This is a genomic window from Streptomyces sp. NPDC093109, from assembly GCF_040701725.1.
In the GTDB taxonomy this organism is placed as follows: domain Bacteria; phylum Actinomycetota; class Actinomycetes; order Streptomycetales; family Streptomycetaceae; genus Streptomyces.
In genome coordinates, this window is the sequence record NZ_JBFBEZ010000013.1 from 76,362 (window position 1) to 101,308 (window position 24,947).

General features: G+C 72.0%; 21 protein-coding genes. 9 read left to right on the forward strand and 12 right to left on the reverse strand.

Annotation, left to right across the window (positions count from 1 at the left end):
• Positions 1-42 precede the first annotated feature (42 nt).
• On the forward strand, positions 43-1,377 hold the full coding sequence (gabT, locus tag AB0389_RS15045; protein ID WP_366395821.1) for a 4-aminobutyrate--2-oxoglutarate transaminase: 1,335 nt from the start codon (positions 43-45) through the stop codon (positions 1,375-1,377).
• A gap of 189 nt (positions 1,378-1,566) precedes the next feature.
• The gene (locus AB0389_RS15050; protein WP_366395822.1) at positions 1,567-2,394 is read left to right on the forward strand and encodes a phosphatase PAP2 family protein; all 828 of its coding nucleotides are present in this window, start codon (positions 1,567-1,569) and stop codon (positions 2,392-2,394) included.
• Between the two features lie 8 nt (positions 2,395-2,402).
• Here the strand turns inward: AB0389_RS15050 and AB0389_RS15055 are convergent, their stop codons facing one another.
• From AB0389_RS15055 to AB0389_RS15085, 7 genes are all read right to left on the reverse strand, one after another.
• On the reverse strand, positions 2,403-2,921 hold the full coding sequence (locus AB0389_RS15055; RefSeq protein ID WP_366395823.1) for a hypothetical protein: 519 nt from the start codon (positions 2,919-2,921) through the stop codon (positions 2,403-2,405).
• Between the two features lie 183 nt (positions 2,922-3,104).
• On the reverse strand, positions 3,105-4,526 hold the full coding sequence (locus AB0389_RS15060; RefSeq protein ID WP_366395824.1) for an FAD-dependent oxidoreductase: 1,422 nt from the start codon (positions 4,524-4,526) through the stop codon (positions 3,105-3,107).
• A 31-nt stretch (positions 4,527-4,557) separates the two neighbouring features.
• Complete coding sequence (locus AB0389_RS15065; RefSeq protein WP_366395825.1) at positions 4,558-5,352, reverse strand: ABC transporter permease; 795 nt, start codon at positions 5,350-5,352, stop codon at positions 4,558-4,560.
• The gene (locus tag AB0389_RS15070) at positions 5,352-6,302 is read right to left on the reverse strand and encodes an ABC transporter permease (protein WP_366395826.1); all 951 of its coding nucleotides are present in this window, start codon (positions 6,300-6,302) and stop codon (positions 5,352-5,354) included. The genes AB0389_RS15065 and AB0389_RS15070 overlap by 1 nt, the downstream gene beginning before the upstream one ends.
• Positions 6,299-7,501, reverse strand: a complete 1,203-nt coding sequence (locus AB0389_RS15075) for an ABC transporter ATP-binding protein (RefSeq protein WP_366395827.1) — start codon at positions 7,499-7,501, stop codon at positions 6,299-6,301. Before AB0389_RS15075 ends, AB0389_RS15070 begins: the two co-directional genes overlap by 4 nt.
• A gap of 39 nt (positions 7,502-7,540) precedes the next feature.
• The gene (locus AB0389_RS15080; RefSeq protein ID WP_366395828.1) at positions 7,541-8,788 is read right to left on the reverse strand and encodes a spermidine/putrescine ABC transporter substrate-binding protein; all 1,248 of its coding nucleotides are present in this window, start codon (positions 8,786-8,788) and stop codon (positions 7,541-7,543) included.
• A gap of 26 nt (positions 8,789-8,814) precedes the next feature.
• Positions 8,815-10,338 (reverse strand): gamma-aminobutyraldehyde dehydrogenase, encoded by a 1,524-nt coding sequence (locus tag AB0389_RS15085; protein WP_366395911.1) that lies wholly within the window; start codon positions 10,336-10,338, stop codon positions 8,815-8,817.
• A gap of 187 nt (positions 10,339-10,525) precedes the next feature.
• Between AB0389_RS15085 and AB0389_RS15090 the strand changes: the two genes are divergently transcribed.
• The gene (locus AB0389_RS15090) at positions 10,526-11,143 is read left to right on the forward strand and encodes an NADAR family protein (RefSeq protein ID WP_366395829.1); all 618 of its coding nucleotides are present in this window, start codon (positions 10,526-10,528) and stop codon (positions 11,141-11,143) included.
• Here the strand turns inward: AB0389_RS15090 and AB0389_RS15095 are convergent.
• Positions 11,140-11,964, reverse strand: a complete 825-nt coding sequence (locus AB0389_RS15095) for a DUF4190 domain-containing protein (RefSeq protein ID WP_366395830.1) — start codon at positions 11,962-11,964, stop codon at positions 11,140-11,142. The genes AB0389_RS15090 and AB0389_RS15095 overlap by 4 nt on opposite strands.
• Positions 11,965-12,149: 185 nt before the next feature.
• On the opposite strand from AB0389_RS15095, the gene AB0389_RS15100 reads away from it, so the two are divergent.
• Together AB0389_RS15100 and AB0389_RS15105 are read left to right on the forward strand one after the other, a co-directional pair.
• Positions 12,150-13,175 carry an adenosine deaminase gene (locus AB0389_RS15100; RefSeq protein ID WP_366395831.1) on the forward strand — a complete coding sequence of 342 codons (1,026 nt, stop codon included), beginning with the start codon at positions 12,150-12,152 and terminating at the stop codon, positions 13,173-13,175.
• Positions 13,175-13,918, forward strand: coding sequence for a glycerophosphodiester phosphodiesterase (locus tag AB0389_RS15105; RefSeq protein WP_366395912.1), 744 nt, complete (start codon positions 13,175-13,177; stop codon positions 13,916-13,918). The genes AB0389_RS15100 and AB0389_RS15105 overlap by 1 nt, the downstream gene beginning before the upstream one ends.
• On the opposite strand, the gene AB0389_RS15110 is transcribed toward AB0389_RS15105, so the two are convergent.
• Both AB0389_RS15110 and AB0389_RS15115 read right to left on the reverse strand, forming a co-directional pair.
• Entirely contained in the window at positions 13,915-16,383 is a 2,469-nt protein-coding gene (locus AB0389_RS15110; protein ID WP_366395832.1) for a SpoIIE family protein phosphatase, read from the reverse strand. The genes AB0389_RS15105 and AB0389_RS15110 overlap by 4 nt on opposite strands.
• Positions 16,384-16,517: 134 nt before the next feature.
• Positions 16,518-17,957, reverse strand: coding sequence for a gamma-aminobutyraldehyde dehydrogenase (locus AB0389_RS15115; RefSeq protein WP_366395913.1), 1,440 nt, complete (start codon positions 17,955-17,957; stop codon positions 16,518-16,520).
• 193 nt (positions 17,958-18,150) lie between these two features.
• On the opposite strand from AB0389_RS15115, the gene AB0389_RS15120 reads away from it, so the two are divergent.
• From AB0389_RS15120 to AB0389_RS15135, 4 genes are all read left to right on the forward strand, one after another.
• Positions 18,151-18,633 (forward strand): Lrp/AsnC family transcriptional regulator, encoded by a 483-nt coding sequence (locus tag AB0389_RS15120; protein WP_366395833.1) that lies wholly within the window; start codon positions 18,151-18,153, stop codon positions 18,631-18,633.
• Positions 18,618-19,997 carry an aspartate aminotransferase family protein gene (locus AB0389_RS15125; RefSeq protein WP_366395834.1) on the forward strand — a complete coding sequence of 460 codons (1,380 nt, stop codon included), beginning with the start codon at positions 18,618-18,620 and terminating at the stop codon, positions 19,995-19,997. The genes AB0389_RS15120 and AB0389_RS15125 overlap by 16 nt, the downstream gene beginning before the upstream one ends.
• 158 nt (positions 19,998-20,155) lie before the next feature.
• Positions 20,156-20,884 carry an ATP-binding cassette domain-containing protein gene (locus AB0389_RS15130; protein WP_366395835.1) on the forward strand — a complete coding sequence of 243 codons (729 nt, stop codon included), beginning with the start codon at positions 20,156-20,158 and terminating at the stop codon, positions 20,882-20,884.
• Positions 20,866-22,137 (forward strand): hypothetical protein, encoded by a 1,272-nt coding sequence (locus AB0389_RS15135; RefSeq protein WP_366395836.1) that lies wholly within the window; start codon positions 20,866-20,868, stop codon positions 22,135-22,137. Before AB0389_RS15130 ends, AB0389_RS15135 begins: the two co-directional genes overlap by 19 nt.
• Positions 22,138-22,190: 53 nt before the next feature.
• Here the strand turns inward: AB0389_RS15135 and AB0389_RS15140 are convergent, their stop codons facing one another.
• Together AB0389_RS15140 and AB0389_RS15145 are read right to left on the reverse strand one after the other, a co-directional pair.
• Positions 22,191-23,279, reverse strand: a complete 1,089-nt coding sequence (locus tag AB0389_RS15140) for an ABC transporter ATP-binding protein (protein ID WP_366395914.1) — start codon at positions 23,277-23,279, stop codon at positions 22,191-22,193.
• Positions 23,280-23,284: 5 nt separating this feature from the next.
• Positions 23,285-24,898 (reverse strand): iron ABC transporter permease, encoded by a 1,614-nt coding sequence (locus AB0389_RS15145; RefSeq protein ID WP_366395837.1) that lies wholly within the window; start codon positions 24,896-24,898, stop codon positions 23,285-23,287.
• Between the last annotated feature and the right edge of the window lie 49 nt (positions 24,899-24,947).

Sequence of the window (24,947 nt, forward strand, 5' to 3'; positions counted from 1 at the left end):
CTCAGCCGGAGAACGTCCCGGAAAATCCCCCAGGAGCCCCTCATGACCGCTGTTCCGCAGGAGCGCCGCCTCGTCACCCCCGTCCCCGGACCCAAGTCGCGGGAGCTCCAGGCCCGCCGTACCTCCGTGGTCGCCGCCGGGGTGGGGTCCGTACTGCCCGTGTTCGCCGCCCGCGCGGATGGCGGGATCCTTGAGGACGTGGACGGCAACCGGCTGATCGACTTCGGTTCCGGTATCGCCGTGACCTCGGTCGGCGCGAGCGCCGAGGCCGTCGTGCGCCGGGCGTCCGCGCAGCTCGCGGACTTCACGCACACCTGTTTCATGGTCACGCCGTACGAGGGGTACGTCGAGGTCTGTGAGCGGCTCGCCGAGCTGACGCCGGGCGACCACGCCAAGAAGTCGGCGCTGTTCAACTCGGGCGCCGAGGCCGTCGAGAACGCCGTGAAGATCGCCCGGTCGTACACCAAGCGGCAGGCGGTCGTCGTCTTCGACCACGGCTACCACGGACGTACGAACCTCACCATGGCGCTGACCTCGAAGAACATGCCGTACAAGAACGGCTTCGGCCCGTTCGCGCCGGAGATCTACCGAGTACCGGTGGCGTACGGCTACCGCTGGCCGACCGGCCCCGAGAACTGTGGCGCCGAGGCGTCCGCCCAGGCCATCGACCAGATCAGCAAGCAGATCGGCGCCGCGAACGTCGCCGCGATCATCATCGAACCGGTGCTCGGCGAGGGCGGCTTCATCGAGCCGGCGAAGGGCTTCCTGCCCGCGCTGGCGAAGTTCGCCGCGGACAACGGGATCGTCTTCGTGGCGGACGAGATCCAGTCCGGCTTCTGCCGTACCGGCCAGTGGTTCGCCTGCGAGGACGAGGGGATCGTCCCCGACCTGATCACCACGGCCAAGGGCATCGCGGGCGGGCTGCCGCTCGCCGCGGTCACCGGGCGCGCCGAGATCATGGACTCCGTGCACGCGGGCGGGCTCGGCGGTACGTACGGCGGGAACCCGGTGGCCTGCGCCGCCGCGCTCGGCTCCATCGAGACGATGCGCGAGCTGGACCTGGCGGGGAAGGCCCGGCGCATCGAGACGGTCATGAAGGGCCGGCTCGCCGCCATGGCCGAGAAGTACGACGTCATCGGTGACATCCGGGGCCGTGGCGCGATGATCGCGGTCGAGCTGGTGAAGGACCGTGCCACGAAGGAGCCCGCCGCCGAGGCGACCGCCGCGCTCGCCAGGGCCTGCCACGCGGCCGGGCTGCTGGTGCTGACCTGCGGCACGTACGGCAATGTGCTGCGCTTCCTGCCGCCGCTGGTGATCGGTGAGGACCTGCTGAACGAGGGCCTGGACATCATCGAGCAGGCGCTCGCGGAGCTCTGATCCGCCGACGGGCAGCGCGCGGGGCCATGCGCGCAGCACGCGGTGAGCACGCGGTGACCGGCCGGAACGCCCGTAATGGTGAATCCGGCCGTCACACCCGTCAGGGCCTGTGAAGAAGGTGTGCGGGGGCGATGGCGAGAGGCCGTTGTGGCTGTTGGAGCCCCCGCGCCTCACGTACGGTCTTCCCAGATGAGAGATACACCCCGCTCGCAGGAGACTGCGGGCGAGACCGATGCGGGGCATCCCCAGCGCCGCTTTGGTCGTGCCTTCGCGCACATCACTGGAGCTTCTGGCTCCGGATCTCCTCACCGATCGGATGGCCGCCCGCCCCAAACCCCCCGGGGCGCGCGGCACACCGGTCTGTACGGCCGCCCCGGAACTCCCCCCCCTGTTCCCGGGCGGCCGTTTTCTCTTCTTCCGCTCGCCGTACTCGCCGTGCTCGCCGCCCTCTTCGCGCTCGTCACCTGGCAGGTGGCGGCCGGTGGTCCGCTGAGCACGGCCGACGAACGCCTCGGCCGCGCACTGGCCGGCCGCGGTCCCGAGCCGCTGACGGAACTCCTCGCCGACCTGGGCTCGATGGCGGTCGCGCTGCCGGTGCTGGCGGCGGCGATCGGTTACGCGGTGTGGCGCGGGCAGCGGGTCCGGGCGCTGACCGCGGCCCTCGCGATGGCGGCGGTGCCCGCGCTGGTCGTTCCGCTCAAGCTCTGGATCGACCGCCCGGGCCCGTTCACCGACGCGACCGGCTACTACCCGTCCGGGCACACGGCCACGGCGATGGTCGCGTACGGCGGCGCCGCGCTGCTGCTCGCCCCGTACGCGGGCATCCGCAGGACCGTGCCCGCCGCCGCCGTACTGACCCTGGCGACGGGCGCGGGACTGGTGCTGCGCGGCTACCACTGGCCGCTGGATGTGGCCGGCAGTGTGCTGCTGTGCGGGATGTTCCCGCTCGTCGCGGCGGTGGTGGCGCGTACGGCACGACGGATCCGCGGGTCCCGGGCCGGCCGGACCGGCGGCTGACCGGGCGGTCAGCCGTCCTTCTCGTCCGCCTTCCGCCGCTCCGCCATGCCCGCGGCGGCCTCGTGCATCGCCAGTTCCAGCAGCGCCGGGTCCGTGAGCGTGCCCGTGCCGTCCGGCGGGATCAGCCAGCGCACCCCGCCGCTCGCGCGGCCCGGGTACGGGACGACGATCCAGGTGCCGCGACCGGCGCCGCGTACACCCGTACCGAGCCAGCGCGTCACCGTGTCCGGCGGTACGAAGAAGCCCATCCGCGCGTCGCCGAAGTCGGCGAGCACCGGGCCGGGCCGGTCGACGAGCCCGGTCAGCACGTCGAGCGTCGGATAGCCCAGCTCGCCCGGCAGGATCAGGACGTCCCAGCGCCGGCCGGCGGGCAGCAGCGCCACCCCGACCGGGCTGCGTTCCCACTCCCGCCGGCAGGCGTCGGGATCGGGTGCCACCGACGCCAGCCACTCGACGGCGCTCCGCTCCGCCGTACTCCGCTCCGCCTCACTACGCTCAACCGTGCTCTTCTCCCCCGGGTCGGTCATCGCCCGGCCTCCCTCCAGCTGTGGGACCGTCCGGCTTGTTGGACAGTCCGTCCATAGAGGGAGCGCGGCGGTGCCGTGCGATGACGCGGGTTCGCCCATCGCCACCGGTGATCTGCCTCACAGCGAGCACGCGTTCACAGCGAGCACTCGTTCACAGCGAACACGCGCCGGAGCGCCGGGACCTCAGCTGTCGAACCCCAGCCCCAGCCGGTCCAGCGTCCGCAGCCACGCGTTGCGCCGGCCGCCCCGCTCGTCCGCCCGCGCCAGCGACCACTGCGTGAGGGCGATACCCGCCCAGGCGGCCGGTTCGGGCGGGAACGGCAGTGGCTTCTCCCGCACCATCGCCGGCTCCGTACGTTCGGTCCGCTCCCCCGCCAGCAGATCGAGCATCACCTCGCCGCCGAAGCGCGTCGCGCCGACCCCGAGCCCGGTGTACCCGGCGGCGTACGCGACCCGGCCGCCGTACGCCGTACCGAAGAACGGCGCGAAGCGCGTGCAGGTGTCGATGGCGCCGCCCCAGGTGTGGCTGAAGCGCACGCCCGCCAGCTGCGGGAAGCAGCGGAAGAAGTGGGCGGCGAGCGTGCGGTACGTCTCCGGGCGGTGGTCCCGGCCCGCGCTGAGCCGGCCGCCGAACGGATAGACCGCGTCGTAACCGCCCCACAGAATGCGCTGGTCGGCGGTGAGCCGGAAGTAGTGGAAGCGGTTGGCGCTGTCCGCCAGCCCCTGCCGGTTGTGCCAGCCGACCGCGCCGAGCTGCTCCGCCGTCAGCGGCTCGGTCATCAGGGCGTAGTCGTAGACCGGGACGGTGTACGGGCGCACGCGCCGGACCAGGGACGGGAAGACGTTGGTGCCGAGCGCGACCCGCCGGGCGAAGACGCGGCCGTACGGCGTACGGACGGCCATCGCGGCGCCGGACCTGGCCAGCCCCAGCGCCGGGGTGCGCTCGTGGATCCGTACGCCGAGGTCCGCGCAGGCCCGCTTGAGGCCCCAGGCGAGCTTGGCCGGGTGGAGCATGGCGACGCCGCGCCGGTCCCAGACCCCGCCCAGGAAAGTCGGCGAGTCGACCTCGGCGCGTACGGCGTCCCGGTCGAGCAGCTCCAGCCCCGGCACGCCGAGCGCGGTGGCCTCCTCGTACGTCTCGTGGAGTCCGGCGAGCTGGTACGGCTCGGTGGCGAGGTCGATCTCGCCCGTACGCTCGAAGTCGCAGTCGAGCTGGTACCGCGCGACGGCCGCCTCGATGGCGTCGAGGTTCCGCGCGCCGAGATCCTCCAGCTTCGCCAGGTCACCGGGCCAGCGGGCGAGTCCGTTGGCGAAGCCGTGGGTGAGCGAGGCGGCGCAGAAGCCGCCGTTGCGGCCGGAGGCCGCCCAGCCGACCTCGCGGCCCTCGATCAGGACGACGTCCCGGGCCGGATCGCGTTCCTTGGCGAGGAGCGCGGTCCACAGCCCGCTGTAACCACCGCCGACGACCAGCAGATCGCAGTGCTCGTCGCCGGTGAGGGCGGGCAGCGCGGCCGGCCTGCCGGGATCGTCCAGCCAGTAGGGGGCGGGCCGGGCGTCGGCGAGCGAGGCTGTGACCGCCGTACGGTGCGGGGCGCCTTGGGCCATGGCTTCCAACTCCTTATGAGGAGACACGTGTTCAGGTGGTGGCGGTCTTCCTGCGCCGGCCGGCGACGATCTGTCCGCCGAGCACCAGCAGGACCGCCAGCACGAACATCGCCGTCCCGATGACATTGATCTGCACCGGTGTGCCGCGCTGCGCGGAGCCCCACACGAACATCGGGAAGGTCACGGTCGAACCGGCGTTGAAGTTGGTGATGATGAAGTCGTCGAAGGACAGGGCGAAGGCGAGCAGCGCGCCCGCCGCGATACCGGGCGCGGCGATCGGCAGGGTGACCCGTACGAAGGTCTGCACCGGGCCCGCGTAGAGGTCGCGCGCCGCTTCCTCCAGCCGCGGGTCCATGGACATGACGCGCGCCTTGACCGCCGTCACCACGAAGCTGAGGCAGAACATGATGTGTGCGATGAGGACGGTCCAGAAGCCGAGCCGCGCGCCGAGGTTCAGGAAGAGCGTCAGCAGCGAGGCGGCCATCACGACCTCGGGCATCGCCATCGGCAGGAAGATCAGCGAGTTGATCGGGCCGCGCCCCCGGAAGCGGTAGCGGACCAGCGCGAACGCGATCATCGTGCCGAGCACGGTGGCGCCGAGCGTCGCCCAGGCGGCGAGCCGCAGCGAGAGGCTCAGCGAGCCGCACAGGTCGGCCACCCCGCACGGGTCCTGCCAGGCGTCCGTGGAGAAGCGCTGCCAGGTGTAGTTGAAGCGGCCGTTGGGCTTGTTGAACGAGAAGACCATCACGACGAGGTTCGGCAGGATCAGGTAGGCGAGGGTGCCCAGACCCGCGAGAACGACGAGGTTGCGTCGGAACCAGCGCATCAGACGAGGTCCTCCGTCCCGGCTCGGCGGATGTAGAAGGTGACCATGACGAGGACGATCGCCATCAGGATGAAGGAGAGCGCGGCGGCCGTCGGATAGTCGAGGACCCGCAGGAACTGCGTCTGGATGACGCTGCCGACCATCTTCGTGTCCGTCGAGCCGAGCAGTTCGGCGTTGACGTAGTCGCCGCTGGCCGGGATGAACGTGAGCAGGGTGCCGGAGACGACGCCGGGCAGCGAGAGCGGGAAGGTCACCTTGCGGAAGGTGGTCAGCGGCCGGGCGTAGAGGTCGCCCGCCGCCTCGTGGAGCCGCCCGTCGACGCGCTCCAGCGAGGTGTAGAGCGGCAGGATCATGAACGGCAGGAAGTTGTAGGTCAGTCCGCAGACCACCGCCATGGGGGTGGCCAGCACCCGGCTGCCCTCGGTCCAGCCGAGCCAGCTCGTCACATCGAGGACGTGCAGCGTGTTCATGACGCTGACAACCGTCCCGTCGTCGGCGAGGATCGTCTTCCAGGCGAGTGTGCGGATCAGGAAGCTGGTGAAGAACGGCGCGATGACGAGGACCAGCAGCAGATTGCGCCAGCGGCCCGCCTTGAAGGCGATGAGATACGCGAGCGGGTAGCCGAGCAGCAGGCACAGGACGGTGGCGGTGCCCGCGTAGAGCAGCGAGCGGAGGAACTGCGGGTAGTACTCCTGGAGCGCGTCCCAGTAGGTCTGGACGTGCCAGGTGACGGTGAAGCCCTCTTCGAGGGAGCCGGTCTGTACGGATGTCGACGCCTGGTAGACCAGCGGCAGCGCGAAGAAGACCAGCAGCCACAGGATGCCGGGCAGCAGCAGCCAGTACGGTACGAGCCGCCTGCGGACGGACGCCTTGCGCACGGTCGGTTCGGCCGGCGCCGGGGGCGGGGGCGGCGGGGCAGCGGCGGCGGGCGGGGCTTCGGTGGCGGTCACGCGGCCTCCCCGGCCACCGTCTCGACGCCCGCGTCACCCGTTGTCCCGGAGAGCGGGGACTGGGCCGCGTCGAGACCGAAGGTGTGGGCCGGGTTCCAGTGCAGGACGACCTCGGCGCCGGGGGCGAGCCGGCCGTCCCGTTCGATGTTCTGGGCGTACACCTCCAGCTCGGGGCAGACCGGGCTGTCGATCACGTACTGCGTGGAGACGCCGATGAAGCTGGAGTCGGCGATCCGGCCGGGGACCCGGTTGCGGCCCTCGGGGATGGTGTCCGCGTCGTCCGCGTGCGTCAGGGATATCTTCTCGGGCCGTACCCCGACCAGGAGCCGGCCGCCGGCCGTCGGCCGGCCCCCGTTCGTGGCGGGCGCCGGACATCGGGCGGCGGGCAGCCGGAGCGTGGTGCCGCCGGCCCTGACGACGAGTTCGTCCCCCTCGGCGCCGGCGACCTCGGTCTCGATGAGGTTGGAGGTGCCGAGGAAGTTGGCGACGAAGGTGGTCTCGGGGTTCTCGTAGAGATCGGCGGGGCTGCCGAGCTGCTCCACCCGGCCGCCGTTCATCACCGCGACCGTGTCGGCCATGGTCATGGCCTCCTCCTGGTCGTGGGTGACATGGATGAAGGTGATGCCGACCTCGGTCTGGATGCGCTTCAGCTCCAGCTGCATCTGGCGGCGCAGCTTGAGGTCGAGTGCGCCGAGCGGCTCGTCGAGGAGCAGCACCTGCGGGTGGTTGATCAGCGCGCGGGCCACGGCGACGCGCTGCTGCTGGCCGCCGGAGAGCTGGTGCGGCTTGCGCCGGGCGAAGTCGCCGAGCTGGACGAGGTCGAGCATGTCGCTCACCTGTCTGCCGACGGACTTGACGCCCCGGCGGCGCAGCCCGAAGGCGACGTTCTCGTGGATGTCGAGGTGCGGGAAGAGCGCGTAGCTCTGGAAGACGGTGTTGACGGGGCGCTTGTACGGGGGCAGCGCGGTGACGTCCCGGTCGCCCAGGAAGACCGCTCCGGTGGTCGGTTCCTCCAGACCGGCGATCATGCGCAGGGTGGTGGTCTTGCCGCAGCCCGACGCGCCGAGCAGGGCGAAGAACGAGCCCTGGGGCACGGTGAGGTCGAGCGGCCGGACCGCGCGGAAGGAGCCGTACGTCTTGCTGATCCCGCTGAGGCGGACGTCGCCGCCGCTCCGGCTGGTGGATGCGGTGTCTGTCATGGGTCACGGTCCCGGGGAGAAGAGGGGATGTCCTGCGTCCTACGCGCCGATGAGCTTGGCGAACTTCTGCTCGTACGCGGTCTCCTCCTCGGCGCTGAGGGAGCGGAAGGCGTGCGAGGCGGCGGCCATGGCCGCGTCCGGGAGGATCAGGGTGTTGTCGGCCATCGATTTGTCGATCTTCGTGAGTTCGGCGCGTACGCCGTCGACGGGGCAGACGTAGTTGATGTAGGCGGCGAGCTGCGCGGCGATCGGTGGCCGGTAGTAGTGGTCGATGAGCTGCTCGGCGTTGCTCTTGTGCCGTGCCCGGGCAGGGACCAGCAGGTTGTCGCTGGAGAGCATGTAACCGGCCCGGGGGATGACGTACTTGATGTCGGGGCTGTCGTGCTGGAGCTGGACGATGTCCCCGGCCCAGGCGACGCAGGCGGCGATGTCGCCCTTCACCAGGTCGGCGGTGTAGTCGTTGCCGGTGAAGCGGCGGATCTGCTTTCTGTCGACGGCCTTCTGGATACGGGCGACGGCCGCGTCGAAGTCGTCGTCGGTGAAGGTCGCCGGGTCCTTGCCCAGGTCGAGCAGGGTCATTCCGATGGTGTCGCGCATCTCGGAGAGGAACGAGACCCGGCCGCGCAGCTTCGGGTCGTCGAGCAGCTGGGAGACGGAGTCGACCGTACGGCCGCCGGTGGCCCGGGTGTTGTACGCGATGACGGTGGGGATGCCGGTCCACGGGTAGGTGTAGGCGCGGCCCGGGTCCCAGTCGGGCGAGCGGAACTGCTGGGAGAGGTTGGCGAAGGCGTGCGGCAGGCGGGCGGGGTCGAGCTTCTGGGCGTAGCCGAGCCTGATCATGCGGGCGGCGAGCCAGTCGGTGACGCAGATGAGGTCGCGGCCGATGTCCTGCCCGGCGGCCAGCTGGGGCTGGATCTTGCCGAAGAACTCGACGTTGTCGTTGATGTCCGCGGTGTACTTGACGGTGATGCCGGTGCGCTTGGTGAACGCCTCCAGCGTCGGGTAGTGCTTCTCGTCGTCGCTGACGTCCATGTACTCGGTCCAGTTGGAGAAGACGACCCGCTTCTCCTTCGCCGAGTGGTCGTCCGAGGCGGCGCCCGCGTCCGCCAGCTTGGCGGGCGGGATCCCGCAGGCGCTCAGTCCTGCGAGCCCGCCGACGGTGAGCGCGCCGACGCCGGAGGCGCGCAGCAGGGAGCGGCGGGTGAGGGCGCCCCTGCCGCCGGTCAGGCTGCGCCGGACCGCGGCCGACTGGGCCGCGGAGAGGCGGTCGGGCTCGTACTGCTCCATGCGCTGTTGCCCTTTCGGGTCGGTGATCAAGGACGGTGTCTGTCGCCGAAGACCGTGCGGTGCCAGTCCTTGCGGGCCACCGCCGTGTTGTCGTACATCACATGCTTGACCTGCGTGTACTCCTCGAAGGAGTAGGCCGACATGTCCTTGCCGAAGCCGCTGGCCCCGAAGCCGCCGTGCGGCATCTCGCTGACGATCGGGATGTGGTCGTTGATCCAGACGCAGCCGGCCCTGATCTCGCGGGTGGCCCGGCCGGTCCGGTAGACGTCGCGGCTCCAGGCGGAGGCGGCGAGGCCGTAGGGGGTGTCGTTGGCGAGCCGGATGCCCTCGTCGTCGGAGTCGAAGGGCAGTACGGCCAGGACGGGTCCGAAGATCTCCGACTGGACGATCTCGCTGTCCTGGGCCGCGCCGGTGACGAGGGTGGGGCGGTAGTACGCGCCGTCGCGCCAGTCGCCGCCGGGGGCCTCGCCGCCGGTGACCACGCGCGCGTAGCCGCGCGCCCGCTCGACGAATCCGGCCACGCGGTCGCGGTGGGCGTGCGAGATGAGCGGGCCGAGGTCGGTGGCCTCGTCGAAGGGGTCGCCGAGCCGTACGGTCCCCATCAGGTCGGCGACCCCGCTCACGAAGGCGTCGTACAGGGGCCGTTGCACATAGGCGCGGGTGGCGGCGGTGCAGTCCTGGCCGCCGTTGATCAGCGACGCGGCGACCGCGCCGTGGACGGCGGCCTCCAGGTCGGCGTCGTCGAAGACGACGAAGGGCGCCTTGCCGCCGAGTTCGAGGTGGAGGCGCTTGACGCCGGCGGTGGCGATCCCCGCGACGCGCCGGCCGACGGAGGTGGAGCCGGTGAAGGAGACCATGGCGACATCGGGATGGCCGACGAGGTGTTCGCCGGCGCCGGGTCCCGTCCCGGCGACGATGTTGATCACTCCCGCGGGGAGTCCGGCCTCCTGGGCGGCCCGGGCGAACATCAGCGAGGTCAGCGGGGTGATCTCGGCGGGCTTGAGCACGACGGTGTTGCCGGCGGCGATCGCCGGGAGGATCTTCCAGGCGGCCATCTGGAGCGGGTAGTTCCAGGGCGCGATGGAGCCGACGACCCCGATCGCCTCCCGGCGTACGTACGAGGTGTGGTCGCCGCTGTACTCCCCGGCGGAGACGCCTTCGAGGCGGCGGGCGGCGCCGGCGAAGAAGGCGGTGTTGTCGATGGTGCCCGGGACGTCGAACTCGGTGGACAGCTTGATCGGCTTGCCGCACTGGAGCGACTCGGCGTACGCGAGGTCCGGGGCCTGTGCCGCCAGCACCTCCGCGAACCGGTGCAGGGCGTCCGAGCGGGCGGCGGGCGTGGCTCCGGCCCAGCCGGGGAAGGCCGCGTGCGCGGCGGCGACGGCGTCGTCCACGTCGTCGGGGCCCGCGGTCGGGTAGGTCAGGAGGTCCTCGCCGGTGGCCGGGTTCACGACGGTGTGCGTACGCCCCGAACTGCCGGGCCGCGCCCGCCCGTCGATGAACTGCGCCCCGCTCGCGAAACGGTCGCGCACCTGGAAGTGGTCGCCCATGCGGTTCTCCGATGTCACGGTGGTGGCCCCGGCTCCAATTGAGTGCCGATCCTGACAGAGCCATCCCATCCCAACAAGGGATTCCGTTGTTGCCTTTTGATTACACGACGGATTCGGTCGCGCTCCGTGCGTACCGGGACGTGCCGGTACGGAGGTGTTGTCGGTGGTGGGTGCCAGAATCCGGTGCATGAGCGAGCACACGGGGAGCGGTACGGGGGACGGTGCGGAAAGCGTCGCGGAGGGGCTTGGCGCGGCCGGGCTGATCGCGCGCGCGGAGCGGGGTGAGCGGCTGAGGTACCTGCACTTCTGGGGGCACACACCCCGGCGGGACGGTGTGCTCGGCGCGAGCTGTCTCAGCCAGTGGTGGCCCGCGCCGTTCACCGTCGACGGAGCGGCGTACGCGACGGCGGAGCACTGGATGATGGCGAGCAAGGCCCGGCTCTTCGGCGACGCGGAGGCCGAGCGAGCGGCGCTGACGGCGGCGAACCCGGCCCTGGCGAAGCGGGCGGGGCGGCTGGTGCGTGGTTTCGACGAGACCGTCTGGGAGCGGGAGCGCTACGCGATCGTGGTGGCGGGCGCCGTCCACAAATTCGGGCAGGACGCCGCGCTGCGCGGATTCCTGCTGGCGACGGGCGGCCGGATACTCGTCGAGGCCAGCCCGATGGACCGTGTCTGGGGCATCGGACTGGCCTCGGACGACGAGCGGGCCGAGGACCCCGCCCGCTGGCGCGGGCTCAATCTGCTGGGCTTCGCGCTCATGGAGGCGCGGGAGCGGCTCCGGACGGATCCGGACGAACAGCCCTAGACCCGGTCGGCGCCGACGACCAGCGAGGTGGCGAACGGGTCGTCGTCGCTGGTGCCCGTCTCGTAGTCGCCGTCGTTGAACACCACTCCCGCGATGAGCAGGGAGAGCATCGCGACGCCGAGCACGATGCCGACGGCACCGAGGACGATGCCCGCCAGCGCCATTCCGCCGTTGGTGGCCTCACCGCGGTTGGCGCGGCGGCGGCCGATGATGCCGAAGATCAGCGCGAGGACGGCGAGGACGATGTTCACCCCCCAGAAGCAGAAGGCCACGACGGAGATGATCCCGAGCACCAGCGCGGCGGTACCGAGGCCGTTGGCCGGGGCCTGCTGCCAGGGGTTCTGCCCGTAGCCCGGGTAGCCCGGGTAACCGGGCGTGGCTGGGTACGTGGGGTAGCCGTAGCCAGGGCCGGCGGCCGGACCGACGCCCGGCCCGGGCCCGGGCCCGTAGGGCGAGCCGGGCTGCTGGAAGCCCTGGGTGGCCTGGGTGGCCTGGGGCGGGACGCCGGGGTAGCCGTACGCTCCCGGCGGCGCCTGGGCCGGCCCCCCGGGGGCGGTCGGCGGCGGCGGTACGGCCCCGGACGCGGGCCCGTAGGGCGACGCCGGCGCGGGTCCGTACGGGGACGGCGGAGTGGGCCCGGCGGCGGGTGCCTGCCCCGGTGCCTGTCCCTGCCCCAGTCCGGGTATGCCGAGGACCGTCTGCTGGTCGTGCACGGACGCGGGCGGGCCCGCCTGCTTGTCCAGCGACGTCTTCTGCTCCGGCGGCGCCCACGGATCATTCGGCGCGGCGCCGCCCGACGGCTGCTCGCTCTGGTCAGACATGGGCCTCCCCCATCGTAATTCCGGTCATGCTACGGCCTGTGCCCCGGGCTGAAGCGGCCCGGCCTACGATGATCCCTGCCCAGCACGGACCCGGGCAGACAGGACTTCGGACTTCCTCGTCCAGGGTCCGGCGTACCGTCCGCCCGCGCCGTACTCACCGTTCCCGGAGTTCCCGGAGGTTTCCGATGACCGACCCGCACCCCTTCATCGCGGGGCTGCCCAAGGCCGAGCTGCACGTCCACCACGTCGGTTCCGCCTCACCCCGGATCGTGGCCGAACTGGCCGCCCGGCACCCGGACTCCCAGGTGCCCAGCGACCCCGAGGCGCTCGCCGACTACTTCACCTTCACCGATTTCGCACACTTCATCACCGTCTATCTCTCCGTCGTCGACCTGATCCGCACGCCCGAGGACGTCCGGCTGCTCACGTTCGAGGTCGCCCGGGACATGGCGCGGCAGAACATCCGCTACGCCGAGCTGACCGTGACCCCGTACAGCTCGACCAGCCGGGGCATCCCCGAGCAGGGGTTCATGGAGGCGATCGAGGACGCCAGGAAGGCGGCCGAGGCCGAACTGGGTGTCGTGCTGCGCTGGTGCTTCGACATCCCCGGCGAGGCGGGGCTGCCGGCCGCCGAGGAGACCGCCCGGCTCGCGGTGGACCTGCGCCCGGAGGGCCTGGTCTCGTTCGGGCTCGGCGGGCCCGAGATCGGTGTGCCACGGCCGCAGTTCAAGCCGTACTTCGACCGGGCGATCGCCGCGGGGCTGCACTCCGTACCGCACGCCGGTGAGACGACCGGGCCCGAGACCATCTGGGACGCGCTGCGCGACCTGGGCGCGGAGCGCATCGGCCACGGCACCAGCGCCGTACGGGACCCGGAGCTGCTGGCGCATCTCGCGCGCCACCGCATCCCGCTGGAGGTGTGCCCCACCTCCAACATCGCCACCCGCGCGGTCGCCGACATCGAGGAGCACCCCATCAAGGCGATGGTGGCGGCCGGGGTGATGGTGACGGTCAACAGCGACGACCCGCCGATGTTCGGTACGGACCTCAACCGGGAGTACGCGGTCGCGGCCCGGCTGCTCGGTCTGGACGAGCGCGGCATCGCCGATCTCGCGAAGAACGCCGTGGAGGCGTCCTTCCTGGACGCGGCGGGCAAGAAGACGCTCGCGGCGGAGATCGACACGTACACCGCCGAGTGGCTCGCGCGGTAATGGCGGCCGAGCACGCGGTCGTCGCCGTGGGCCACCGCGGCGACCCGTACCACGCCCGTGAGAACACGCTGTCCTCGGTCCGTTCGGCGCGGGAGCGGGGGGCGGGGGCGGTCGAGATCGATGTGCGGCTCACCCGCGACGGCGTGCCCGTACTGCTGCACGACTCCTCGCTGCGGCGGCTCTGGGGCCATGACCGGCGGCTCGCGGAGCTGACGTACGACGAGCTGCGCGAGCTGACGCGCGGCGGTGTGCCGACGCTCCGGGAGACGCTCCACGCGGCGGACGGGGAGACCGGCGGGGCCGGCGGCCGGCTGATGATCGATCTGCCCGGCGCCACCGAGCCGGCGGTCCGGAAGGTCGTCGGCACGGTGCGCGAGTGCGGCGCCGAGGGGCGCGTGTACTACTGCGCGGGCCCGGGCACGATGCTCGCCGTGCGCGCCGCCGATCCGGCCGCCGAGATCGCGATGACCTGGACGACCGTGGCGCCGCCGCGGCCCGCGCTGCTCGCGGCGGTCCGGCCGCGCTGGCTCAACTACCGGTTCGGGCTGGTCGGGAGGGCGCTGGTGGAGAGCAACCACCGGGACGGGCTGCTGGTCTCGGCGTGGACGGCGGACACCCGGCGCTCGATGCGGCGGCTGATCGCGTGCGGCGTCGACTCGATCACCACCAACCGGATCGGCGTCCTGACCGGCCTGCTCGGCTCTCCCGGCGCCCCCGGCTCTCCCGGGCGGAACGTGCCTTAGAGCCCGGCGAGATGGGTGAGGACCTGCTCGGCCCAGATGGTCTTCCCCGACCCGGTCTGGCGGGTTCCCCAGCTCTGGGTGAGCTGGGCGACCAGCAGCAGACCGCGGCCCCCCTCGTCGAACGCGTGCGCACGGCGCAGGTGCGGGGCGGTGCTGCTGCCGTCGGAGACCTCGCAGATGAGGGTACGGTCGCGGATCAGCCGGAGCCGGATGGGCTCGGCCCCGTAGCGGATGGCGTTGGTGACCAGTTCGCTCACCACGAGTTCGGTGACGAACGCGGCGTCCTCCAGCCCCCAGGCGGTGAGCTGCGCCGAGGCGTTCTCCCGGGCGTCCGCCACCTGCGCCGGGTCCCCCGTCAGCTCCCAGGAGGCGACCTGGTCGGAGTGGAGCGCGCGGGTCCGGGTGACGAGGAGCGCGGCGTCGTCGGTGGGCCGGCCGGGCAGGAGCCGGGTCATCACCCGGTCGCAGAGGGCCTCCAGTGACTGGAAGTCCTCGGCCGCCGGTCCCTCGGCCGGTCGCTCCGCCAGTACCGCGCGCAGCCGTTCCAGGCCCGCCTCGACATCACGGTCCGGGCCGCCGATCAGCCCGTCGGTGCAGAGCGCGAGCACGCTTCCCTCGGGCAGCTCCCGTTCGGTGACCTCGAAGGGCACGCCTCCGATGCCCAGCGGAGGGCCCGCGACGATGTCGAACAGCTCGACGGTGCCGTCCGGGAGCCGGAGCGCGGGCGGCAGATGCCCCGCCGAGGCCATCGCGCAGCGGCGCGAAACCGGGTCGTAGACGGCGTACAGACAGGTGGCGCCCAGCTCACCGGTGGTCTCGGCCGCCGCCGCGTAGCTGTCGTCGTCGGCGAGGTGGCTCACCAGGTCGTCGAGGTGGGTGAGCAGTTCGTCGGGCGGCAGATCCACATCGGCAAGGGTGCGTACGGCCGTACGCAGCCGGCCCATGGAGGCGGAGGCGTGGATTCCGTGGCCGACGACGTCGCCGACGACGAGCGCGACCCGGTTCCCGGAGAGCGGGATCACGTCGAACCAGTCGCCGCCGACCCCGGCGCGGGAGCCCGCGGGCAGATAACGGGAGGCGACCTCCACGGCGGCCTGGTCCGGCAGCCGCTGGGTGAGCAGGCTGCGCTGGAGGGCGAGCGCCGTGGTGTGTTCCCGCGTGTAGCGGCGCGCGTTGTCGATGCAGACGGCGGCGCGGCCCGCGAGCTCCTCGGCGAGCACCACATCGTCCTGTTCGAAGGGGTCCTGGCGCTGCGCGCGGGTGAGGACGGCCACGCCGAGGGTGATCCCGCGCGCCCGCAGCGGCACGGCCATCAGGGAGTGCACGCCGAGTTCCCTGACCATTTTCGCCCTGGCCTCGTTCGCCCCGGTCCAGAGGGCGAAGTCGGTGTCGCCCAGCCGGCTCAGCGAGGGCCGTCCCGTGGTCAGACAGCGGGCGGGCGGGGATGCCTCCGGGTAGGTTTCGAGGCTGCCCAGCGCGACGGCGCCGGAGGTGATGTCCGGGTCGACGGCCAGGTTGGCCACCCGGCGCAGCCGTACGGCGGTGTCCAGCGGGCCCTCGGCCGGCTCGTCGCCCTGGAGTACGGAGTCCAGCAGGTCGACGCTGCTGAAGTCGGCGAGTACGGGCAGGACGAGCCGGGCGAGTTCCTCGGCGGTGCGGACCACGTCCAGCGTGGTGCCGATGGCGGTGCCCGCCTCCTTGAGCAGCAGCAGCCGCTGCCTGGCCCAGTACTGCTCACTGCTGTCGAACGCCAGCATGGAGACGCCCCGCTGCCGGCCGTCGGGGTCCCGGACCGGCCACATGTGGATGTTCCAGGCGTGGACGCGGGCCGAGGTCAGGGCGTTGGTGTAGCTCTCGTAGTGCAGGGGCCGGCCGGTGCTGTTCACCCGGCGCAACTGCTCCAGGAAGTGCCCGCTGTCGTGGTCGCCGGGGTCCATGGTGTCGGCGAAGTCCCGTCCGCGCAGGTCTTCTTCGCGTATGCCGAGGATCGCGCAGGCGGCGTCGTTGAGCCGGATGTAGCGCTCTTCCGTGTCGAAGGACGAGAGGGCGACGGGTGCCTGGGCGACGGCCGCGTCCACGGTGAGCGGGTCGGCTCCCGGTGGCTGTGCCATGGCGTTGACGGTCACCACGTATCCCCGGGTCGTGCCGTCGGCGGCCAGCAGCGGGCAGGCCACCAGGCCGAGTTCCAGCCGGCCGCCGTTCCGGTGCCGTACGGCCACGGTGCCGCGCCACACGTCCGCGCGGAGCAGCGCCGTCACCGCGTCGGCGGCCTCGGCGCGGTCCGTGGCGAGCAGCCGGGCGGCGGGGCGGCCGACGGCCTGCTCCGGTTCGTAGCCGAGAAGAGACGCGGCGCCCTTGCTCCATCCGGTGACGATCCCGCGCCCGTCCACGGTGACGACGGCCGCGGACTCCCGCTCGCGGCGGCCGTTCAGCCCGTCGTGAGAAGTGTTGCCACCCGTGCTCATCGCCCTCGATTCGCCTCCGCGGTCCCCTCACCACCCAGGATGCCCGCATCGCCGAGGGCCAACAAACGCAGCGGGGACGCCCGACGCCCGCCCTCGGGACGGGAGCGGGCGTCAGGTACCGGGTACCGGGTACGTCAGCCGTCGAGGGACGTCATCACGTGCTTGACGCGCGTGTAGTCGTCGAAGCCGTACGCCGACAGGTCCTTGCCGTAGCCGGACTTCTTGAAGCCGCCGTGCGGCATCTCCGCGACCAGCGGGATGTGGGTGTTGATCCAGACGCAGCCGAAGTCCAGCGACTTCGACATGCGCATGGCACGGCCGTGGTCCTTGGTCCACACCGAGGAGGCGAGCGCGAACTCGACCCCGTTGGCGTACTCCAGGGCCTGGGCCTCGTCCGTGAAGGACTGGACGGTGATGACCGGGCCGAAGACCTCGTTCTGGATGATCTCGTCGTCCTGCTTGAGGCCGGAGACGACGGTCGGGGCGTAGAAGTAGCCCTTGTCGCCGACACGGTGGCCGCCCGCCTCTACCTTGGCGTGGGCGGGAAGGCGCTCGATGAAGCCGGACACCTGGGCGAGCTGGTTGGCGTTGTTGAGCGGGCCGTACAGCACGTCCTCGTCGTCCGCGGCGCCCGTCTTCGTGTCGGCCGCCGCCTTGGCGAGGGCGGTCACGAACTCGTCGTGGATCGACTCGTGCACCAGGACGCGGGTGGCGGCCGTACAGTCCTGGCCCGCGTTGAAGTAGCCCGCCACCGCGATGTCCCCGACGGCCTTGGCGATGTCGACGTCCTCGAAGACCACGACCGGCGCCTTGCCGCCCAGCTCCAGATGGACGCGCTTGACGTCCTTGGCCGCCGACCCGGCGACCTGGATGCCGGCCCGGACGGAACCGGTGATGGAGGCCATCGCCGGCGTCGGGTGCTCGACCATCGCGCGCCCGGTCTCCCGGTCGCCGCAGATGACGTTGAAGACGCCCGGGGGGACGATCGCGCCGATGATCTCGGCGAGCAGCACGGTCGAGGCGGGGGTCGTGTCCGAGGGCTTCAGGACGACGGTGTTGCCCGCGGCGAGGGCCGGCGCGAACTTCCACACGGCCATCATCATCGGGTAGTTCCACGGCGCCACCTGCGCGCAGACCCCGATCGGCTCCCGGCGGACGAACGAGGTGAGGCCCTCCATGTACTCGCCCGCCGACCGGCCTTCGAGCATCCGCGCCGCGCCCGCGAAGAAGCGGATCTGGTCCACCATCGGCGGGACCTCTTCGGTACGGGTCAGCTCCAGGGGCTTGCCCGTGTTCTCCGACTCCGCGGCGATCAGTTCCTCGGCGCGCTCCTCGAAAGCGTCCGCGATCTTGAGGAGCGCCTTCTGGCGCTCGGCGGGGGTCGTGTCGCGCCAGGCGGGGAAGGCCGCCGCGGCGGCGGCCATCGCGGCGTCGACATCGGCCTCGCGCGAGAGCGGAGAGGTGGCGTACGGCTCACCCGTGGCTGGGTTGACCACCTCGATGGTGCCGCCCTCCGCGGCGTCCCGGAATTCCCCGTTGATGTAGTTACGCAGCCGCCGCAGCTCGGTGGTCACTGCCATCCCTCCAGTTTCGGTGCACCCATGTCGGATCCCCACGGGCAGGGCGCCCAGCCTATTCCGTCGGTCGACGCTTTCGACAGGCCCGACCCTCCACATCTTCGGATTCGGTGTTATTTGAACCTCACGACAACGAATTTCATCGATACGGGGTTGCGGGACCGACGACCCGCAGTGCACAGTGAACCGCGTGGCCAGCCGTAGCGCAGATTCCAGCGGATCGTCCCCGACGATCGACACCGTCTCCCTCGCGATCATCGAGCAGCTCCAGGAGGACGGACGGCGTCCGTACGCCGCGATCGGCAAGGCCGTCGGCCTCTCCGAGGCGGCCGTACGCCAGCGCGTGCAGAAACTGATCGACCAGGGCGTGATGCAGATCGTCGCCGTCACCGACCCGCTCACCGTCGGCTTCCGCCGGCAGGCGATGGTCGGCATCAATGTCGAGGGCGACACCGAGTCGGTCGCGGACGCGCTGGCCGCGATGGACGAGTGCGAGTACGTGGTGATGACCGCGGGCTCCTTCGACCTCATGGTGGAGATCGTCTGCGAGGACGACGACCATCTGCTGCGGGTCATCAACAAGCGGATCCGCGCGCTCCCCGGCGTGCGCTCCACCGAGAGCTTCGTCTACCTCAAGCTGAAGAAGCAGACCTACATGTGGGGAACCCGATAGCCGTGAGCAAGGACCTCTCCAAGACCGCGTACGACCACCTGTGGATGCACTTCACCCGCATGTCGTCGTACGAGAACGCACCCGTGCCCACCATCGTGCGTGGCGAGGGCACCTACATCTACGACGACAAGGGCAAGCGCTACCTCGACGGCCTCTCCGGGCTGTTCGTCGTCAACGCCGGCCACGGCCGTCACGAGCTGGCCGAGACCGCCTACAAGCAGGCGCAGGAGCTGGCCTTCTTCCCGGTGTGGTCGTACGCGCACCCCAAGGCAGTCGAACTGGCCGAGCGGCTCGCGCACTACGCACCCGGCGACCTCAACAAGGTCTTCTTCACCACCGGCGGCGGCGAAGCGGTCGAGACCGCCTGGAAGCTCGCCAAGCAGTACTTCAAGCTGACCGGCAAGCCGACCAAGTACAAGGTCATATCCCGGGCGGTCGCCTACCACGGCACTCCACAGGGAGCCCTGTCCATCACCGGACTGCCCGCCCTCAAGGCGCCCTTCGAGCCGCTCGTCCCGGGCGCGCACAAGGTCGTCAACACCAACATCTACCGCGCGCCGATCCACGGGGACGACCCCGAGGCGTACGGCCGCTGGTGCGCCGACCAGATCGAGCAGGAGATCCTCTTCGAGGGCCCCGAGACGGTCGCCGCGGTCTTCCTGGAGCCCGTACAGAACGCGGGCGGCTGCTTCCCGCCGCCGCCCGGCTACTTCCAGCGGGTCCGCGAGATCTGCGACCAGTACGACGTCCTGCTCGTCTCCGACGAGGTCATCTGCGCCTTCGGCCGGCTCGGCACGATGTTCGCCTGCGACAAGTTCGACTACGTCCCCGACATGATCACCTGCGCCAAGGGCATGACCTCGGGCTACTCCCCGATCGGCGCGTGCATCATCTCCGACCGGCTGGCCGAGCCGTTCTACACGGGCGACAACACCTTCCTGCACGGCTATACGTTCGGCGGCCACCCGGTCTCCGCGGCCGTCGGCCTCGCCAACCTCGACATCTTCGAGCGCGAGGGCCTCAACCAGCACGTCCTCGACAACGAGGGCGCGTTCTTCGACACCCTGAAGAAGCTGCACGACCTGCCGATCGTCGGCGACGTCCGCGGCAACGGCTTCTTCTACGGCATCGAGCTGGTGAAGGACAAGGACACCAAGGAGTCGTTCACGGACGAGGAGACCGAGCGCGTCCTGTACGGCTTCCTCTCCAAGAAGCTGTACGACAGCGGGCTGTACTGCCGCGCCGACGACCGGGGCGACCCGGTGGTGCAGCTGGCGCCGGCGCTCATCTCCGACCAGTCGACGTTCGACGAGATCGAGGGGATCCTGCGCGCGGTCCTGACGGAGGCGTGGACCAAGCTCTGATCCACCGCGGCGCCAAACATCGCAGAGCACTTCACCCAGCGGCCCGTTTGCCCCTCTTTCGAGTGAGAAGGGTGGCATTCGGGCCGTGTGCTGTCCGCACACCCGGTCCCACGTCCCTAGCGTGCCAGGTACGTCAGACCAGAACCGAGGTGTACGCCATGGTGGCCCCGCCGGACAACGACGTGCTCTGGGCGCGTTCCCTGCACTACTCCCACAACGGATCACCCGCCCTCGACGGGGTCTCGCTCGGCGTGCGCGAGGGCGAGATCCTCGCCGTCAACGGACCGCGCGGCAGCGGCAAGACGACCCTGCTGAGATGCCTGTCGGGCCAGCTGGTCCCGCGCGACGGCGAGGTCTGGTTCAACAGCTCGCCCGTCCACACCATGAGCGCCGCGCTGCGCGAACGGCTGCGCCGCGACCGCTTCGGCTGGATCGGCCCCGAGCCGTCCCTCGTCCCCGAGCTGAGCGCCTGGGAGAACGCGGCCCTGCCGCTGCTGATGCGCGGCACGTCGCACCGGGCCGCCAAGACCGCCGCGATGGAGTGGCTGGAGCGCCTCGACATCGGCCCGTACGCCCGTAAACGTCCCTTCGCGCTGCTCCAGTCGCAGCGGCAGCGGGTCTCCGTCGCCCGCGCCCTCGTCACCGAGCCCGCGGTGCTCTTCGCCGACGAGCCGACCGCCCCGCTGCACCGTACGGACCGGGCCCAGGTGCTCCGTACGCTGACCACCGCGGCCCGTTCGCACCACATCACGGTGGTGCTGGCCACGCTGGACGACGAGGTCGCGACGCTCGCGGACCGCGTGATCACCCTGGTCGACGGCCGTCGCGTCACCGCGGCGCGGCCGTCCGAGGCGGAAGGCCGGGCCGCGTGCTCGCTCTCCGTCTAGGCCGCCGCACCCATCTGCTGATCCAGCTCCGCCGGCTGCTGGTCGCCGCCGCCTCCGCCGGGGTCGGCTTCCTGCTGCTGTGCACGCTGGGCTGGGCCATGGGCCACCCCGACGGCTCCACGGTACGGCTGCTGTGGTGCCTGATCCCGCTGGCGGCGACGGTGCAGTTCGCGGTCGCCGTGGCGGTGACGGACCCGAGCATCCGGCTGCGCGCCGGGCTCTCCGCGGTGGGTCTCGGGCCGGCCAGGCTGACGGCGCTGGCCGCCACCTCGACCGCCGTGTCCTGCACGCTGGGCAGCGCCGTCGCGCTGCTCTTCTTCCTCCATCTGCGCGGTGATCTGACCGGGCTGCCGTTCGACGGGGACGCGGCGGAGCTGCTCGCCGCCGGCCGGCCGCTGCCGCTGGGCGCCGTACTGACGCTGCTCGCGGCGGTGCCCGTGCTGGCGACGGCGGCGACGGCGCTGGCGCTGCGCCGCCGGGGACACGCGGTCGCCGGAACGTCCCGGCGCACCGCGTCCGCCACCGCCGCCCCCGCTGCTGAGGCCGACGCGGAAACGGACGCGGACACGGGCCCGGAGACGGACGTCGCCCCGGCCGCCGACGGGGCGACGCGGCTCCCGCCCGTACACCCCCCGGCCCCGGCCCCCGCGCCGTCCGGACTGCCCTGGGGCGTCGCGCTCACCGCGGCGGGGCTCGCCGTGGAGACGTACGCGAGCCGGGACGGCGGCGGCTCCGTACTCCCGCTGCCCGGCCACTTCGACGGCAGTCCGGCCGAGGTGCTGCTCGGCTGGACACTGACGGCGATCGGCCTCGCACTGGCCGGCCCCGGCATCACGTATCTGTGCGGCTGGCTGCTCCAGATCCTGCGCCCCGGCGCGCTCCGGCTGCTGGCCGGCCGCACACTGATGGCCGAGGCTCGCCGTATCGGCCGGCCGCTCGGAGTGCTGTGCGCGGTGCTCTCCGGGGTCCTCGCCGCGAACTCCCTCTACGGCCCTGGCGACGAACGCCCCTTCGGCCCGCTCACCGCCCTGGGCGCCGCCCTGGTGATCGGCTGTACGGCCGCCACGGTCCTGACCGCCACGCTGGAGGCGCGCCAGACCCGCACCGCCATCACCCACTCGCTGCGTCTGGTCGGCGCCCCGGTCACCCTCGTCCGTACGGCCGCCGCGGTGCGGGCGACGGCGGTCCTGGCGGTCTTCGCCCCGCTGACCTGGGCGGTGGCCTCCCTGGCGGCGGTCCCGCTGTCGCGATAGCGGTCCGGGCGGGCCGGGTACGTACCCGGCCCGCCCGGACCTGAAGACCCGGGTCAGTCCTCCGGGTCCCCGCCCCCGCCCCCGCCCTCCGCCAGCACCACCACGTCCTCCGCGGCGAAGGAGACCCCCACCGCCGCCCCCTCGTCCGGCACCTCGCGCAGACCGCATTCGGCCTCGATGTCCGGCCGCTCCCCGGCTGTCCCCCCGTCAGGTCCCGTGTCCGGACGCAGCGTCACGGTGACCCGCCCGCCCCGGAACGCCCGCGCCCCGACCGTGCAGCGCAGCCCCCCGGCGGGGTCCCCGAGCCGTACGCCGGCCGGCCGTACCAGCAGGGTCCGCTCGCCCTCCGGGGATCCGTCCGGTACGGGGACCGGGCCCCAGACCGTATCGGCGGACGCGCCCTTCACCGTCGCCGTCACAACATTGTCGAAGCCGAGGAAGCGGGCCACGAAGGCGGAGGCGGGCCGCTGCCAGACCTCCAGTGGGGTGCCGGTCTGGGCGATACGACCGTCGCGCATCACCACGACCCGGTCGGCGAGCGCGAACGCCTCGCCCTGGTCGTGGGTGACGGCGAGCACGGTCGTACCGAGCCGCCCGAACAGCCCGCGCAACTCCACCACCAGCCGCTCCCGCAGCCCGCGGTCGAGCTGGCCGAGCGGTTCGTCCAGCATCAGCAGCCGGGGGCGCGGCGCGAGTGCCCGCGCCAGGGCGACCCGCTGCTGTTCGCCGCCGGACAGCGCGTCGACGGCACGCGGGCCCGCGCCGGGCAGCCCGACGAGATCGAGCAGTTCGGCGACCCGGGCGGCCTGTTCGCCGCGCGGCGCGCCGCGCATCCGCAGCCCGAAGGCGACATTGCCGGCCACGTCCCGCTGCGGGAAGAGCTGGTGGTCCTGGAACATCAGCCCCACCCCGCGCCGGTGGACCGGCACCTCCGCCTGGTCCGCGCCGTCGAGCAGCACCCGCCCGCCGTCCGGGCGCTGGAGCCCGGCGACCACCCGCAGGAGCGTCGACTTGCCGCTGCCGCTCGGGCCGAGCACACAGACGATCTCGTGCTCGGCGACGCTCAGCTCCACCGCGTCGAGCGCCGAGCGCGCTCCCGGGCCGGATCCGAACCGTACGGTCACGTCCGACAGGGTCAGCAGGGCCATCAGAATTCTCCGGAGCGGTCGGTACGGATACGTTCCAGCGCCAGCAGCGAGAGAGCGCACACCACCATCAGGACCGTGGACAGGGCCATCGCCTGCCCGTAGTTCAGCTCGCCGGGCCGTCCCAGCAGCCGGGCCACGGCCACCGGCAGCGTCGGGCGGTCGGGGCGGGCGATGAAGACCGTCGCGCCGAACTCACCCAGCGAGACGGCGAACGCGAAGCCCGCCGCGACCAGCAGCGCCCGCCGTACCAGCGGCAGGTCGACCTCCCGCCACGCGCGCGCCGGGGACGCGCCGAGCACCGCCGCCGCCTCGCGCAGCCGCGCGTCCACCGCCCGCAGTACGGGCAGCATGGTCCGTACGACGAAGGGGACGCCGACCAGCGCCTGGGCGAGCGGGACGAGGATCCAGGAGGCCCGCAGATCCAGCGGCGGCTTGTCGAGGGTGATCAGGAAGCCGAAGCCGACGGTGACGGCGGAGACGCCGAGCGGCAGCATCAGCAGCGCGTCGAAGCCCCGCACCAGCGGCCCCGCCCCTCGGGTCAGCGCGGCGGCTGCCAGACCCCCCACCACCAGCGCGATCACGGTCGCGACCAGCGCGTACGTCAGCGAGTTGCCGACCGCTTCGAGCGGCGGTACGAGAAAGGTGCCGCCGCTCGCCTCCACCGACCCGAGCGCCCGGTAGAAGCCGAGGCCGTATCCGCCGGGTGCGTCGAGGGAGCGCTCGACCAGCACGCCGAGCGGCAGCAGGATCAGCAGCGTCACGGACCCGAGCACGCCGCCGAGGATCACCCACTGGCCCCGCCCGCGCGGCCGGCTCGCGGTCCGCGCGGGGTCGACCAGCCGCAGAGCGGTCTCCCGGCGCCGTACGGTCCGGGCGTGCACGGCCAGGATCGCGCCGACGGCGGCGAACTGAAGGAGCGTCAGCACGGCGGCGGTGGGCAGGTCGAGCAGTTGCGCGGTCTGCCGGTAGATCTCCACCTCCAGGGTGGAGTAGGCGGGTCCGCCGAGGATCTGCACGACGCCGAAGGAGGTGAAGGTGAAGAGGAAGACCATCAGCGCGGCGGCGGCGACGGCCGGCGCGAGCGCGGGCAGCGTCACCCGGCGCCACGCCGCGAACCGGCCCGCGCCGAGGACGCGCGCGGCCTCCTCCTGGCGCGGGTCGAGCTGCGACCACAGACCGCCCACGGTCCGTACGACCACCGCGTAGTTGAAGAAGACATGGGCGAGGAGGATGGCCCAGACGGTGGTGTCGAGGCGTATCCCCCACAGCTCGTCCAGCAGTCCCCCGCGCCCGAGCAGCGCGAGGAAGGCCGTACCGACGACGACGGTCGGCAGCACGAACGGCACGGTGACCACCGCGCGCAGCACCGCCTTGCCGGGGAAGTCCAGGCGCGCGAACACATAGGCGCCGGGCAGGGCGATCAGCAGGGTGAGCGCCGTGGAGGCGAGCGCCTGCCAGGTGGTGAACCACAGGACACCGAGGATGTCCTGACGGCCGAGCACACCGGCGATCCGGCCGAACTGCCAGCCGTCGCCGGTCTTCAGGCCGCGGCCGACGATCGCGGCGACGGGGTAGGCGAAGAAGACGGCGAAGAAGGCGAGGGGCACGGCCATGAGGGCGAGCCGCGGCGCGTGGGCGCGCGCGGCCCGCCGGACCCGGACG

Excerpts from the sequence above, each read along its gene's own strand:
- gabT (WP_366395821.1), top strand. The coding sequence starts at position 43 with ATGACCGCTGTTCCGCAGGAGCGCCGCCTCGTCACCCCCGTCCCCGGA.
- AB0389_RS15100 (WP_366395831.1), top strand. The coding sequence starts at position 12,150 with ATGACCGACCCGCACCCCTTCATCGCGGGGCTGCCCAAGGCCGAGCTG.
- AB0389_RS15050 (WP_366395822.1), top strand. The coding sequence starts at position 1,567 with ATGAGAGATACACCCCGCTCGCAGGAGACTGCGGGCGAGACCGATGCG.
- AB0389_RS15080 (WP_366395828.1), bottom strand. The coding sequence starts at position 8,788 with ATGGAGCAGTACGAGCCCGACCGCCTCTCCGCGGCCCAGTCGGCCGCG.
- AB0389_RS15060 (WP_366395824.1), bottom strand. The coding sequence starts at position 4,526 with ATGGCCCAAGGCGCCCCGCACCGTACGGCGGTCACAGCCTCGCTCGCC.
- AB0389_RS15105 (WP_366395912.1), top strand. The coding sequence starts at position 13,175 with ATGGCGGCCGAGCACGCGGTCGTCGCCGTGGGCCACCGCGGCGACCCG.
- AB0389_RS15110 (WP_366395832.1), bottom strand. The coding sequence starts at position 16,383 with ATGAGCACGGGTGGCAACACTTCTCACGACGGGCTGAACGGCCGCCGC.
- AB0389_RS15095 (WP_366395830.1), bottom strand. The coding sequence starts at position 11,964 with ATGTCTGACCAGAGCGAGCAGCCGTCGGGCGGCGCCGCGCCGAATGAT.
- AB0389_RS15130 (WP_366395835.1), top strand. The coding sequence starts at position 20,156 with ATGGTGGCCCCGCCGGACAACGACGTGCTCTGGGCGCGTTCCCTGCAC.
- AB0389_RS15065 (WP_366395825.1), bottom strand. The coding sequence starts at position 5,352 with ATGCGCTGGTTCCGACGCAACCTCGTCGTTCTCGCGGGTCTGGGCACC.
- AB0389_RS15090 (WP_366395829.1), top strand. The coding sequence starts at position 10,526 with ATGAGCGAGCACACGGGGAGCGGTACGGGGGACGGTGCGGAAAGCGTC.
- AB0389_RS15145 (WP_366395837.1), bottom strand. The coding sequence starts at position 24,898 with ATGGCCGTGCCCCTCGCCTTCTTCGCCGTCTTCTTCGCCTACCCCGTC.
- AB0389_RS15075 (WP_366395827.1), bottom strand. The coding sequence starts at position 7,501 with ATGACAGACACCGCATCCACCAGCCGGAGCGGCGGCGACGTCCGCCTC.
- AB0389_RS15085 (WP_366395911.1), bottom strand. The coding sequence starts at position 10,338 with ATGGGCGACCACTTCCAGGTGCGCGACCGTTTCGCGAGCGGGGCGCAG.
- AB0389_RS15055 (WP_366395823.1), bottom strand. The coding sequence starts at position 2,921 with ATGACCGACCCGGGGGAGAAGAGCACGGTTGAGCGTAGTGAGGCGGAG.